12 protein-coding genes are annotated in these 13,083 nt (G+C 45.6%); 3 read left to right on the top strand and 9 right to left on the bottom strand.

Annotated features, from left to right (window positions below; all coding sequences use genetic code 11):
* Positions 1-13: 13 nt before the first annotated feature.
* The 8 genes from FE785_RS00640 to FE785_RS00610 form a co-directional block, all read right to left on the bottom strand.
* Positions 14-1,489, bottom strand: a complete 1,476-nt coding sequence (locus FE785_RS00640; protein WP_138563404.1) for a di-heme oxidoreductase family protein — start codon at positions 1,487-1,489, stop codon at positions 14-16.
* 24 nt (positions 1,490-1,513) lie between these two features.
* Positions 1,514-2,902: an imelysin family protein gene (locus FE785_RS00635; protein ID WP_138563402.1), complete on the bottom strand. Its 1,389-nt coding sequence runs from the start codon at positions 2,900-2,902 to the stop codon at positions 1,514-1,516.
* Positions 2,903-3,248: 346 nt separating this feature from the next.
* Positions 3,249-4,604 carry a glutathione-disulfide reductase gene (gorA, locus tag FE785_RS00630; RefSeq protein WP_138563400.1) on the bottom strand — a complete coding sequence of 452 codons (1,356 nt, stop codon included), beginning with the start codon at positions 4,602-4,604 and terminating at the stop codon, positions 3,249-3,251.
* Between the two features lie 160 nt (positions 4,605-4,764).
* Entirely contained in the window at positions 4,765-5,502 is a 738-nt protein-coding gene (locus tag FE785_RS00625) for a glutathione peroxidase (protein WP_138563398.1), read from the bottom strand.
* Positions 5,503-5,686: 184 nt separating this feature from the next.
* Positions 5,687-6,136 carry a hypothetical protein gene (locus FE785_RS00620; RefSeq protein WP_138563396.1) on the bottom strand — a complete coding sequence of 150 codons (450 nt, stop codon included), beginning with the start codon at positions 6,134-6,136 and terminating at the stop codon, positions 5,687-5,689.
* Positions 6,137-6,227: 91 nt separating this feature from the next.
* Positions 6,228-7,361 (bottom strand): heavy metal translocating P-type ATPase, encoded by a 1,134-nt coding sequence (locus FE785_RS00615; protein WP_275115350.1) that lies wholly within the window; start codon positions 7,359-7,361, stop codon positions 6,228-6,230.
* A gap of 17 nt (positions 7,362-7,378) precedes the next feature.
* Entirely contained in the window at positions 7,379-8,269 is an 891-nt protein-coding gene (locus FE785_RS10990; RefSeq protein ID WP_275115349.1) for an HAD-IC family P-type ATPase, read from the bottom strand.
* Positions 8,270-8,342: 73 nt separating this feature from the next.
* Entirely contained in the window at positions 8,343-8,573 is a 231-nt protein-coding gene (locus FE785_RS00610; RefSeq protein ID WP_138563394.1) for an SHOCT domain-containing protein, read from the bottom strand.
* A gap of 258 nt (positions 8,574-8,831) precedes the next feature.
* On the opposite strand from FE785_RS00610, the gene FE785_RS00605 reads away from it, so the two are divergent.
* Positions 8,832-9,266 carry a Spy/CpxP family protein refolding chaperone gene (locus tag FE785_RS00605; protein WP_138563392.1) on the top strand — a complete coding sequence of 145 codons (435 nt, stop codon included), beginning with the start codon at positions 8,832-8,834 and terminating at the stop codon, positions 9,264-9,266.
* A 100-nt stretch (positions 9,267-9,366) separates the two neighbouring features.
* On the opposite strand, the gene metE is transcribed toward FE785_RS00605, so the two are convergent.
* A complete protein-coding gene (gene metE / locus FE785_RS00600; RefSeq protein WP_138563390.1) occupies positions 9,367-11,694 on the bottom strand; it encodes a 5-methyltetrahydropteroyltriglutamate--homocysteine S-methyltransferase in 2,328 nt (775 codons plus the stop codon).
* A gap of 122 nt (positions 11,695-11,816) precedes the next feature.
* Between metE and FE785_RS00595 the strand changes: the two genes are divergently transcribed.
* Positions 11,817-12,707 (top strand): LysR family transcriptional regulator, encoded by an 891-nt coding sequence (locus tag FE785_RS00595; protein ID WP_138563388.1) that lies wholly within the window; start codon positions 11,817-11,819, stop codon positions 12,705-12,707.
* An 83-nt stretch (positions 12,708-12,790) separates the two neighbouring features.
* Positions 12,791-13,069: a peptidylprolyl isomerase PpiC gene (gene ppiC / locus FE785_RS00590; RefSeq protein WP_138563386.1), complete on the top strand. Its 279-nt coding sequence runs from the start codon at positions 12,791-12,793 to the stop codon at positions 13,067-13,069.
* The last annotated feature ends 14 nt before the right edge of the window (positions 13,070-13,083 follow it).

Genomic DNA, 13,083 nt, shown 5'->3' with positions numbered 1-13,083 from the left:
GGGAATGCTTTTACTAGATGGCTTTAATGAAGTCTAAAAGCAATTGACGTTGTTGCTGAGTCAATTTTACAAAATTTTGCTTGCTGAATTCAGCTTCTCCACCATGCCAAAGAATCGCTTCCTCAATTGTACGCGCCCGACCATCATGTAAAAAGTTATGACTACCGTTAACTCGTTCACTTAACCCTATCCCCCAAAGCGGAGCGGTTCGCCATTCGCGACCGCCGGCCAGAAAATCGCTACGATTGTCTGCCAAGGCCTCGCCCATATCATGCACCAGCAGGTCGCTATAGGGCCAGATCTGCTGATTGGACAACTGCGGAAATTGTTTATCTTCAGTGGTGACATAGCTTGCTTTATGACAAGCAATGCATCCCGTCTGCTTAAACAGCTTGTCGCCCTGTACGGATAGCGTTTTTCCCATCTGTCTGGCTTTGGGTACAGCCAGGTTTTTACTGAAATCGGCAACCGCTTGCAGCAATCTATTATTTAACTCAAACGGCTCCTTCGAGTTCCTGACATAACCTAACGGCTGCTGACGGCATTCTTTTTCATACCGCGTGCACGGCTGATCTGTGAACAGCGGATTACTGATACCGATATCCTGCTGAAACGCCTGTGCCGTCTGCACCAATACGCTCGGCTGATTGGCTTTCCAGCCAAAACGGCCGATCACCGTCTGGGCGCTTTGCGGATCAAACACCCTATTAACTTTTCCGCTTACCAGTCCTTGATCTGCCTGCTGTTTCTGGTTAGCGAGAATATCCTTTTCGCTAATCATTTCCAGCAGTCCAACGCCATGGATTGGCGGCGCATTGCGCAAGCTCAAACGCACCTTTTCACCCAGTTCACCATAAGCCAATCGTTGCAAACGCAACTTGGGATGACGCAGCTCGACCTTACTGCCATCGGCATAGACATACTGCTTATATTGCCAATCAATATAAGCATAGGCTTCCGGCTTTGGCTCGCTTTTATACAGGGATGCGGCTAGATTCAATTGATGCGCCAAGGCGATCGATTGTGTCTGCAATTGCTCTCCATATACCGGGTGCGCTCTGACACCTTTTTCATCCTCAACCGACAGGCGAACCACTCCCTGAGTCAGTCTCTGCTTGCCATCATTCGGCATTAAACCTCGTCCACCATTGATATGACAGGCTAAACAGCTTCTCGCATTATAGATCGGCCCCAAACCATCTCTGGCGGTGGTTGAAGCCGGAGCCTTGACCCACGGTTGATGCGCCAACGCTCTGGCAGCATGAAAGTCGGTCTTTGCATCTTCAGACATATTTGCCATTGGCAATAAATACGAAGCAAACGGCTGATATTCAACACTGCCATCACCGCCAGGTAATTTGGCGTTAGCCATAGCACTGTTCGGCAAGAACAACATCACAATGCAAATAGCCAACGCCGCTACGATATAACCTTGCATAACGCGACAGCGCTGCACTTGATAAACTGTATGGCTATATCGGTTCAACATGGTTCAATCAATGCTCTTGAAACTTTAGTGCTGTATATCAATCGCCTTAGCTAGTTTGGCAATTGAGGCAGACTGTTTATTTAATGCCACAATGGTGTCACGCATAGGCTTGGCTGCATCGCTACCTGGATCCATAATCATCACATCCACCGGAGTACCCTGACGCGCCATAGCGTCAATCTTGTTGGCGCCGTTTTGAATCAATGCCAACTTGGCTTCCACATCCTTGCCTAACTGACGCTCGCCGATATCTGTCAAATAGTCATCAATCCCATAGCCTTTAAGTGAATTTCCACTATCGGGCTTACCATCCAGATTAGCATCGTAGCCGCGGTAATCGCCATAATAGATATTGACGATACCTTGGACATCTAGCCAGATATCACGGTGCGTATTGTCAGAAAAACATGACTGCTCATCTTCTTGAGAATCCGCTGACAAGGCAATCTGCATACGTTCACCCGCTAATTCACCCTCGGCAAGCGTGCCTATGCCGGTCAGAATCTCGGCAAACTTCTGCTTGGCTTCATCAATGCTATTGACTGTGGTGAATTTGTCACGATAGTTGCCCTGCACACCTTGCTTCCATCCATCGACCACGGTCTGTAAATCGGCCACCAACTTATCGGTAACCACTTCCAAAAAGGTTAGACGGCGATCGGCCGCATCATTTTCCTGTTTGGAGATAAAATCGGTTAGCGGGCGCTGTCCACCGGTTGCATTAATCGATTGCCACGTTTTAACCGCCTGCTGACGTTTACCCTGTGTATCGGCCGAACCGCTATTATTCAGATCCTGTCCCCAAAGCATGAATTCAATTGCATGATATCCTGCCAACACATCGTGCTCATCTTCCGCTGTTGCTGTGTTCGCGATCAATGCTGGTGTGATCTCAATACTTGGCGTATTGATGATATTGGCTTGCAGACTATCGACCGTAATGGCTTTACCGCCGTTTACCGGTGTTTGGTGTGCGCTGACGCCTAATTGGTCATTGCCGAAATCATTACCGACCACCACATAATCGATTAGGGCTTCACCTAAAGGCCAGGCATTAATATCACCTTCCAGACCGTCTTCGTCTTTATAGTTACTTGAGTCGATCGGACTTAGGCGGAAACGGAACGCTTCACTCTGGCCATAGGGCTCACGCGCTACCAGCCAGGCTTTTCTAGCCGCCATTAAATTGGCTTGATTGGGTTGAGCACGTAACTCGGCAATCGCCTTACGCAACTGTTTTGCCGTATTCAAGGTATCGCTATAAACCGCCAAACCCATATCGGCATTGCTTTCCAGCACCTTTTTCATTTTGTTTAAATCATGCTCGACAGCCTGTACCGCAGTGCTCATCACTGCGGTTGATGCCAATAACAGGCTTGCGGCAAAAGGGGCTACTCGTGAAATCAATTCCATAATGTGTCCTTTACACTTTATGCCAGACCGACTACGACCGTTTACTTTAGGAGAGTTTTACAAACGCTACAAAATGGCTCTGGCGTTAAAGCGCTATCAAAATCTAGTTATTCTTAAAACTGAAGCTTAATGATAATAATTTGCATTAACTTTTATGGAGGCAATGTTAACGAGAATAATTTGCATTTGCAAGCGGTTCGATGAAAAAAATTATGAAGAATCTCTTAAGACATGCAAAACAGGATAATAATGGGATTATCAAACAGCGATATGCGTGCTCTGAAAACAAAAAACCCGCTTGCCCAATAAGGGCAAACGGGCTTTGGACTGCAGTGCTAAATGCAGATTAACGCATGGTAACAAGCTCTTCGGAACTTGAAGGGTGAATCGCAATGGTTGCGTCCAAATCGGCTTTGGTCGCGCCCATTTGCACCGCTACGGCAAAACCTTGCAGCATTTCATCGGCGCCATCACCGACAATATGAATGCCGACCACCTTTTCCTCTTCACCAGTAACCACCAATTTCAAAGCGGTTTTGATCTGATGCTCGGTAAAGGCATAACGCATTGGTGTGAAACTTGATGTATACACCTTAACATTGTCATGACCATACTTGGCACGCGCTTCATGCTCAGGCAAACCGACCGTTCCGACCGGAGGATGCGAGAAGATAACGGTGGGCACAGAACTTAAATCCAACTTCAACTCAGGCTTATTGTTGTATAAACGCTCGGCTAGATAACGGCCGGCACGGATCGCCACAGGCGTTAGCTGAGGTTGCCCGGTGACATCACCAATCGCATAGATATTATCGACATCGGTTTTATGATATTCGTCCACTTCGATAAAGCCGCGGCCATTCGCTTTCAAACCGACATTATCCAATTTTAGCGGCTCAATTAGGGTTTCTCGACCCACAGCCCAGACCACCTGATCAAATCCTTCAAGATGCTGCCCGTCTTCACTTTCTACCGTAATGGTACCGTCATCTGCCTTAATCAGCTTTTTGACCTTGAAGTGATACTCTTTGTGAATACCGGAGGTAATCATCGCATCCGTTAAGGTTTCGCGAATCATGTCATCAAAACCACGCAATACCAAGTCTTTGCGACTCAATAAACTGGTATCGGTACCAAGCGCTTGGAAAACACCGGCCAATTCAACTGCAATATAACCACTACCGATTACCGCGACTTTTTTAGGCTGCTCTGTCAGCTGAAAGAAACCGTCAGAAGTAATCCCCAAATCGGCATTTTCTGTTTCATTCGGAATCAATGGGCGTCCACCCGGTGCAATCACAATGGTTTCCGCCGTATAACGTTTACCATCAACATCGACCGTATGGTTATCAACAAAACTGCCCCAACCGTGCAGAACCTCAACACCTTTGTCGGCCATATAGCCGTTATACCAAGTGGTGATATTGTTGATATAGTTCTCACGTTTCTCAACCAGGGTGCCCCAGTCGAATCCGTTCTGGTTGATATCAAAACCGAAGTCTTTGGCATCACGAACCGCCTCAGCGATATGCGCACCGAACCACATGACTTTTTTCGGTACACAACCGATATTAACGCAAGTCCCGCCTAGTTTTTTTGCTTCCACTACGGCACATTTTTTACCGTATTCTGCTGCACGTTCAACAACAGATAAACCACCACTACCGGCACCAATCGCGATAATGTCGTAATCATATTTCATAGTAATTTCCTTGGCTCTTACTTTGAAGATTTACAGTCAGCGAACAAAAAAGCCGATAGATAAAATCCATCGGCTTTTTCTCAACAGCTAATACTTAGCCGTTCGCTTAGCGTACTGTTGCTAACTCGCATTACAGTCGCCATTCAGTCTAAATTGGCAATTAAGACGCTAGGAAGTTTGCCAATTCTTCTGAACCACCAATGTGCTGACCATCGATAAATACCTGAGGAACAGTTTCCGCTTTAGCAACCGCCCATAGAGTACGTGATGTAGTACCAGAATTAGTGATCTGAATTTCTTCAAAATGAATGTTGTTGTCGTTCAACATCGCTTTCGCTTTAACGCAGAATGGGCAACCTTCTTTAGTGAAAACAGTCGCAACCTTAGGCGCAGAAGCGTTAGGGTTGATGTAGTTCAACATAGTGTCTGCATCTGAAACTTCAAATGGGTCACCAGGAACTTCTGGTTCGATGAACATTTTCTCAATCTTGCCGTCTTTAACAAGCATTGAATAACGCCATGAACGCTTACCGAAACCTAGGTCATCCTTGTCAACCAACATACCCATACCGTCAGAGAACTCACCGTTACCGTCTGGAATTAGTGTTACGTTGGTAGACTCCTGGTCCGCAGCCCAAGCATTCATTACGAAAGTATCGTTAACTGATAGACAGATAATGTCATCAACACCGTTTTCTTTAAATACAGGCGCTAGCTCGTTGTAGCGTGGAAGGTGAGTTGACGAACATGTTGGTGTGAAAGCACCAGGTAGTGAAAATACAACTACTGTTTTACCTTTGAATAGCTCGTCTGTACTTACGTCTACCCATTCATTGTTCTGACGTGTACGGAACACAACGTTAGGAACCATTTGTCCTTCCATATTCTTAAGTGCCATGTTTTACTCCTAAAAGTTAACAAATAAAAAATTAATAATTCGCGAGAAATATATCAGTCGAAAACATCATATCTCGTCATGAGTTGCGATTGTAGTGAAATATCATGAATTAGTGAAATAAAATGTTTTAAACAAAATGATAGTTTTTACCTATCATAAATCTAGACGGTTCAAAACAAAGGTTTTATTGCAATGTCTCACCCTGCAGGTTGCGCATAAAAGGTTCCAAAAGATCTTTTTCCTGGGCGTATTTCATCATTAACGCCAATACCGCCTGATCTTCATGTGATGAGGCAATGCGCGCCGCCAGCTGAAAATCCTTATCGGTCACGCTGCCTTTGAAACCGCCCAATTCAAGTAGAGCAGCAACCACTCCGACATTTTTTAGCAAACAAGCCGCCTGTAAAGCTTTTACCGGCTCACCGGCGGCATCCTTGGCCACTTCCATTTGTGGAGAGACAAAATACTCCTGAACCAAAACCATGGTCATCCAATAGTTCATTTCCGGTTCCGCCTCGCTTTCCAACGCATGCATAAACATCTCTTTAGGATCATTATGATGTTTCTGTACCAATGTCTTGACGATATTCGAAAACGAATCGCGGTTTTTAAGTTCTAGGTTTAATAAGTTCATAATCGGCCTTTCATTTCAGTTGCGCCTATTATAGAGATTGGCATCATCCCATGCCAGCCCTGCAAAATTCGCTGACATCGGTTATGTACTTTCAGGAGACTTTTTGATACTTCAATAGCTGCGCATTGATTGCCACCACAATGGTACTCAACGACATCATAACCGCGCCGACCGCCGGGCTTAAGACAATGCCGACACCGATCAAGACTCCGGCGGCCAAAGGCATGGCCAAAATATTGTAACCCGCCGCCCACCATAAATTTTGCAGCATTTTCTCATAGGTCGCCCGAGCGAGATTGATTACCGCGACGACATCCCGAGGAGTATTGTTGACCAAAACGATATCCGCCGACTCTATGGCAACCTCGGTACCGGCACCGATGGCAATACCGACATCGGCCTGCGCTAATGCGGGGGCGTCATTGACGCCATCCCCCACCATGGCAACCACATAGCCTTTTTGCTGTAATTGCTGAATGGTTTGCGCTTTTTGCTCCGGCAATACCTCAGCAAAATAATCATCCAAACCAATTTGCTCAGCGACCGCGGCGGCAACTTGGCGATTATCGCCCGTCAGCATCATGCATTTAATCCCCTTTTGCTGTAATGCTTGAATACTGGCGCTTGCCTCTTCTTTAATCAAGTCGGATAAAACTATTGCTCCTTTTAAGACATTCTCAACCAGAACAAACACCACCGTCTTACCACTAGCGAACGCCTGATCAACCGCTTGGCAATCGTAGTCTATCGACTGTTCGGATAAATACCCCGGACTGACCACCTGCACCAAGCGACCATCTACCAGAGCCTGTGCGCCTTTGCCTGGAATTGCCTTGAATTCGCTGACTTTAAAATGACTTAGCTTGGCTTGTTTTGATACGGTTTGGCTCAAGGCCTTGGCAATCGGGTGTTCCGAATCCTGTTCCACCGATGCCGCCAAATTCAGCAACTCCGCTTCAGAGACATCTTGGGCCAAATTAATGATTGCAGTAATACCAAACTCCCCCTTCGTCAGGGTCCCGGTTTTATCGAACACCACCACCTCTAGTTTTCTCGCCAATTCGAAAGCGGCACGATTTCGCACCATCAAACCCTGTCGCGCCCCGATAGAGGTGGAGACCGCAACCACCAACGGAATGGCCAAACCCAATGCATGCGGGCAAGTAATGACCATCACGGTGACCGTTCGTTCCAGAGCAAATGCGATATCCTCCGATAAAAGCAAAGACCAGACAAAAAACGTTAAGGCCCCCCCGACAAGGCAATAAGGGTTAACCAGACCGCTGCCCGATTGGCGAGGTTCTGGGTGCGCGATTTACTCTGCTGAGCCTGCTCGACCAAATCAATCACTTTGGCCAAAAAGGAATCCTTACCGGTTTTCTCGACCTTGACTGTCAAGGCGCCTTCGCCATTCAGACTACCGGCAATAACCCGATCATCCTTTGCCTTACTGACAGGCATGCTTTCACCGGTCAGCAATGCTTGGTTAACAGAGCTTTTACCTTCGACAACCAAGCCGTCCGTGGGGACTTTTTCACCCGGTTTGACGATTACCAGATCATTTGGCAACAGTGACGCTATTTCGACATCAAGCAAACCCTCATCAGTCACTTTATGGGCGCTGGTGGGCATCAATTCAGCCAGCTTTTGGAGCGCTTGAGAGGCGCCCATCACCGATTTCATTTCAATCCAGTGACCCAGCAGCATCAAATCAATTAAAGTGGCCAGCTCCCAAAAAAACGTCTTGCCTGACAATCCCAAAACGACCATACCGCTGTATAGATAAGCGGTACTGATGGCAATCGCAATCAGTGTCATCATTCCCGGTTGACGGCTGCTTAATTCGTACCATAGGCCAGTTAAGAAAGGGGCTCCGCCGTAAATGTAGATCAGCGTCGCTAATGCCAGCAGCACGTAATCATCATGCTCGAAGCCGAGCGCTTGCTGCCAACCAAAAATTTGTTGCAGAAAAGGTGACAATAATAAAATCGGAATGGTGATCAGCAATGAAAACCAGAAACGTTTCCTGAAATCGGCAATCATATGCTGATGATTATGCTGACCGTGATGATGTGAATGCTGACAACCCGCATCTTGGCCATGATGATGCAAAGAGTGATTGGCGACCATCATCAACTCCTTTTTAATCTAACAGAGAAAACTTGCCTCTGTATGAGCCCTTCAAAGACAGGATATCAACGCCTATCTATTCGGTATCCAAGGTGTCTTTAATACGGCGATACTCCTGCTCATCAATCTCGCCACGAGCCAGCCTTTTTTGCAAGATATCCAGCGCCGTTTCATGATGAGGCACAGAGCTTCCGCCAGGTTTAACAAACCAAGCCAGCAACACCACCACGATCACGATCAAGAGCAACCAAAACCACATAAAACCCATTCCATCATAGCCATGCATATTCCAGTAATTCCAGTTCATTATTCCCTCCTTAGACGAGGAATCCGAATAACGTTGTCACTCAATTAAGACACGGAATCCCATGTCTTTATTACATAAAAGCCTTAGGCTTAAAAAACACTTAACTTTGACATTAATAAAAAAAGTTTGAAAATCAATACTCTAATGGCATTAATGTCATTTTCAATTTTCAGGTTTTTTATGTAACGACGTGGCGACGGAGGTAAACCCACGGAACAAGTGATGACATCTTTAATTGAACAAAAGAGGTAACACTATATGAAAACTGGAATAAAAACCCTGCTACTGGCAAGCGTTTTAATAACTCCTATGGCACTTCATGCCGAGGACGACTATGGCCCTATGATGCATGATGGTTATGGTTACGGCATGATGGACGGTTATGGTTATGGCATGGGTCCGATGAATTTAAGCGCAGAGCAGATTGAAAAAATGCAATCAATTCGTGCAGAGACAATGGATGAAATGTCGAGCATGATGAACAAGCTATGGAAAGCGCGTAATAAACTCTCCAAAGCGATGCGTTCTGACAATGACAAGGCGATTTCCAAAGCCTATGACGAACTTGCCGCCGCCAAAAAACAGGCATTTATGTATCGCCTGAAAAGGCGCGACAAAATGCAATCGGTGCTGACAAAAGAGCAGAAGGAAGCTTTTAGAAGCTGTTATCCAAGAATGATGATGGATTATTGAAAAAACCGCTATCCCCGATTGAGATCTCAATCAATCGCGATTCACTTCAAAAAGCCACTAATCCCTTAGTGGCTTGCTTACTCAATGATGTCCGACAATTTTAATGATTCAAGAAGCTTTCTCTTAGCTGTTTAGCCGCTTCGACCATATTTACCAAAGCCGGTTCGGTTTCTGTCCAGCCTCGAGTTTTTAGTCCACAATCCGGATTTACCCATAAACGCTCAACCGGAATCAGTTTTGACGCTTGTTCAATTAATTTCACCATTTGTTCCACCGTTGGAATATTCGGTGAATGGATATCGTAGACACCCGGTCCGATTTCATTCGGATAAGCGAAGTCGACAAAGGCATCTAATAGCTTCATATGTGACTTTGAAGTTTCGATTGTAATCACATCGGCATCCATTGCCGCGACCGCCTCAATAATGTCATTGAACTCTGAATAACACATATGGGTATGAATTTGAGTTGTATTAGCCACACCAGAGGTCGTGATCAAGAAACTATTCACCGCCCAGTTCAGATAATTTTGCCAATCTGCCTTTTTCAGGGGCAGGCCTTCTCGCAGAGCCGCTTCGTCGATTTGAATCATATGAATGCCCGCAGATTCCAAATCCAACACCTCATCACGTAGAGCCAAGGCAATTTGGTTACAGGTGATTTCTCGTGGTTGATCATTGCGTACAAATGACCAGTTCAACATGGTTACAGCGCCGGTTAACATGCCTTTCATGATTTTTTCGGTTTGACTTTGCGCATATTTCGACCAAGCTACCGTCATGGCTTTTGGACGAGACACATCGCCAAAGATAATTGGCGGTTTGACACAGCGAGAACCATAAGACTGAACCCAGCCAAACTGAGTAAAGGCATAGCCGTCTAATTGCTCACCAAAGTATTCGACCATGTCATTACGCTCAGGCTCGCCATGAACAAGGACATCAATGCCGATACGTTGCTGACGGTCGCAGACATCGCGAATTTCGGCCTGCATCGCTTCGATATACTGCGCTTCACTGATATCACCGCTTTTAAATTGTCGGCGTACTTGGCGTATTTCAGCGGTTTGAGGAAAGGAACCGATGGTCGTGGTCGGAAACAACGGCAAATGAAACTTAGCCTTCTGTTCTGGCGCTCGCTCCGCATAAGGCCGTGGACGCTTCAATGCAATCTCATCAAGCTTGGCAATACGCTGCTGTACTTCGAAGTCATTGACCAATTTAGAGTTTTTCTTTGCCGCGATTGCCCTGGAGTTATCCGCCAAAGCTTGCTGGTTCTCTCTACCATTCAAGGCATCGGCAATGAGTTTGATTTCACTCAGCTTTTGTTTGGCAAATGCCAGATAGTTTTTCAACTCGGATTCTAGCTTCTCCTCAACCTCTAAATTCACCGGCACATGAAGTAATGAGCAACTGGGCGCCACCCACAAATTCTCGGCAAACTTATCTTTTGCTTCTTTCAGTAACTTTATCGCTTCATTCAAATCGGTCTTCCAGATATTACGGCCATCCACCAAGCCGATGGAAAGCACTTTATTGACAGGATAAGCATTCACCAGTTGATCTAACTGCTTTTGGCCGCGTAAACCGTCGTAATGCAAGCCCGCTACCGGAAGCCGACAGGCCAGTTCAAGGTTATCCCCTAAGGTCTCAAAGTAGGTTGCCAAAAGCAATTTGGCTGGACTGTTAGCGAGAGTGTCATAAGCTTGATTGAATGCATTTTGCCAATCCTGTTCTAATTCCAATCCCAAAATAGGTTCATCGACCTGAACCCAGGAAATGCCCAATTTGGCGAGCCTATCTAACACTTCGCAATACACATCCAATAAACTCTCTAGACGCTGCAATTTAGGCAGAGAAGTGCCTTTGTTCTCGGCCAGATACAAATAGGTCACGGGACCGATCAGCACAGGTTTGAAATCGATATTTTTGCCATCCTGTCTTAACGCCAAGGCTTCAGCCACCTCGTCAAACAGACGCGTGTCGGTAATCTCAAAGCGGGTGCTTTCTTCAAACTCCGGAACAATATAATGATAATTGCTGTCAAACCACTTCTTCATGGCTCCGGCATAACCCGCTTTAGAATTGGCTTGATGATGAGCGCAGCAATGGTGGCCATCATCAGATGGTGCTCGACCCCTCGCCATGCGAAACGCTACCTCGACATCGTATTTTTCTTGCGCGAAACGTTCAGGAATAACCCCCAGCAAAGTACTCATATTGAGCACCTGATCATAATAAGCAAAGTCATTCACCGGTATCAGTTCAACACCGGCAGCAATTTGCGTCTGATAATTTTGGTAACGGATATTACGGGCTTGCTCTTCTAGCTCGACGAGGTTTTTTTCGCCTTTCCAATAGGCTTCAATGGTGAATTTGAGTTCGCGAAAATCACCAATTCTTGGATAACCCAAATTATGAATAGTCATGGTTTGATTCCTTGTTTAATAAATAGGCATTACTTTTTGAACAAGGAAAGTGTAGATTCTCACATTTATGAAAACAAACGATTAAAATTCACAAAAACATGAAATAAATTCATAATAAGACAATGATAGAACTCAAACATTTACGAACATTACAGGCATTAGCCCAAACACATAGCGTTAATAAAGCCGCCAATACACTCTGCATGACACAATCTGCGCTCTCCCATCAAATTAAACAATTGGAAGAGAGCTTAGAAATTGAACTGTTTAAACGTAAAACCTTTCCCATTCAATGGACTCCGGCTGGCCAGATCTTGCTGCAAGCGGCGCAGCAGGTTTTACCTCAAATAGAAAATGTCCAACGACAACTGCTGTCCTTGAAACAAGGAGAAAGTGGACGACTCTGGATAGGCGTAGATTGCCATACCTGCTTTGAATGGTTAATGCCATTATTACGGCCTTATCAAGAACAATGGCCCAGTGTGGATTTGGATATCGTGCCAAGTTTTAATCAAGCTCCGTTAACGCAACTGTCCTCGCAACAGCTAGATTTTGTCATTACCTCTGACCCGGAAACCTTAGAGGACATAGATTACACCGCGCTATTTAGCTATGAACTGGTGGCTGTTTTACCGTTGGAATGCCACCTGCTTCACAAAACATTTTTAGCACCCGAAGATTTCAAAGAACTGACCCTGATCACCTATCCGGTGGATAAAAACAAATTGAGTGTATTTAAAGACTTTTTAGATCCTAATGGGATCACGCCAAAATCTTTATCTTACTCAGAGTTGACGATAATGATGTTACAGCGTGTTGAAGCCGGGCGAGGCATCTGCGTTTTACCCAAGTGGTTATTGGCAAACCAGGCAGAGTTCAAACACTTGCCTTGGCGCCCGTTAAGTGAAGAAGGTCTTTGGACTAAGTTATATGCCGCAACACCAAAAGCGTTATCCAACCAACATTACGTTCAAGACATGATCGAGCTGATTGCACAAAAGGTGATGATTTAATTTGTAGCAGGCAAAAAATCACTTGGCTGCAATCAATTGTTGTTAGCATACGCAGATAACTAAAGTTAGCGAGAGAGACGAAGATGGCAAGAGCAGCGGCACTGCATATTTTGGTAAAGACGGAAACAGAGGCATTGGAGATTCTTGAGCAATTAAAACGCGGCAAGCCATTTGATGTCTTGGCCAAACGCCATTCAATCTGTCCTTCGGGCAAACGCGGCGGCCACTTGGGCGAGTTTAATCAAGGAAAGATGGTAAAAGCGTTCGATCAAGTGGTATTCAAACGCTCCCTGCTTGAGGTGCATGGCCCTATCAAAACCCGTTTTGGCTATCATCTAATCAAAACACTATATCGCAACTAGACTTATTACGGTTT

The sequence above is a fragment of the Thiomicrorhabdus sediminis genome (genome assembly GCF_005885815.1).
GTDB classification, from domain to species: domain Bacteria; phylum Pseudomonadota; class Gammaproteobacteria; order Thiomicrospirales; family Thiomicrospiraceae; genus Thiomicrorhabdus; species Thiomicrorhabdus sediminis.
The sequence above is the reverse complement of the archived record's forward strand: the minus strand, read 5'-3'. Positions and strand labels throughout refer to the sequence as shown.

Coding starts and splice junctions, on each gene's coding strand:
- FE785_RS00625 (WP_138563398.1), bottom strand. CDS start 5,502: ATGGCACTTAAGAATATGGAAGGACAAATGGTTCCTAACGTTGTGTTC.
- FE785_RS00640 (WP_138563404.1), bottom strand. CDS start 1,489: ATGTTGAACCGATATAGCCATACAGTTTATCAAGTGCAGCGCTGTCGC.
- ppiC (WP_138563386.1), top strand. CDS start 12,791: ATGGCAAGAGCAGCGGCACTGCATATTTTGGTAAAGACGGAAACAGAG.
- gorA (WP_138563400.1), bottom strand. CDS start 4,604: ATGAAATATGATTACGACATTATCGCGATTGGTGCCGGTAGTGGTGGT.
- FE785_RS10990 (WP_275115349.1), bottom strand. CDS start 8,269: ATGATGGTCGCCAATCACTCTTTGCATCATCATGGCCAAGATGCGGGT.
- FE785_RS00620 (WP_138563396.1), bottom strand. CDS start 6,136: ATGAACTTATTAAACCTAGAACTTAAAAACCGCGATTCGTTTTCGAAT.
- FE785_RS00635 (WP_138563402.1), bottom strand. CDS start 2,902: ATGGAATTGATTTCACGAGTAGCCCCTTTTGCCGCAAGCCTGTTATTG.
- FE785_RS00610 (WP_138563394.1), bottom strand. CDS start 8,573: ATGAACTGGAATTACTGGAATATGCATGGCTATGATGGAATGGGTTTT.
- FE785_RS00605 (WP_138563392.1), top strand. CDS start 8,832: ATGAAAACTGGAATAAAAACCCTGCTACTGGCAAGCGTTTTAATAACT.
- FE785_RS00595 (WP_138563388.1), top strand. CDS start 11,817: ATGATAGAACTCAAACATTTACGAACATTACAGGCATTAGCCCAAACA.
- metE (WP_138563390.1), bottom strand. CDS start 11,694: ATGACTATTCATAATTTGGGTTATCCAAGAATTGGTGATTTTCGCGAA.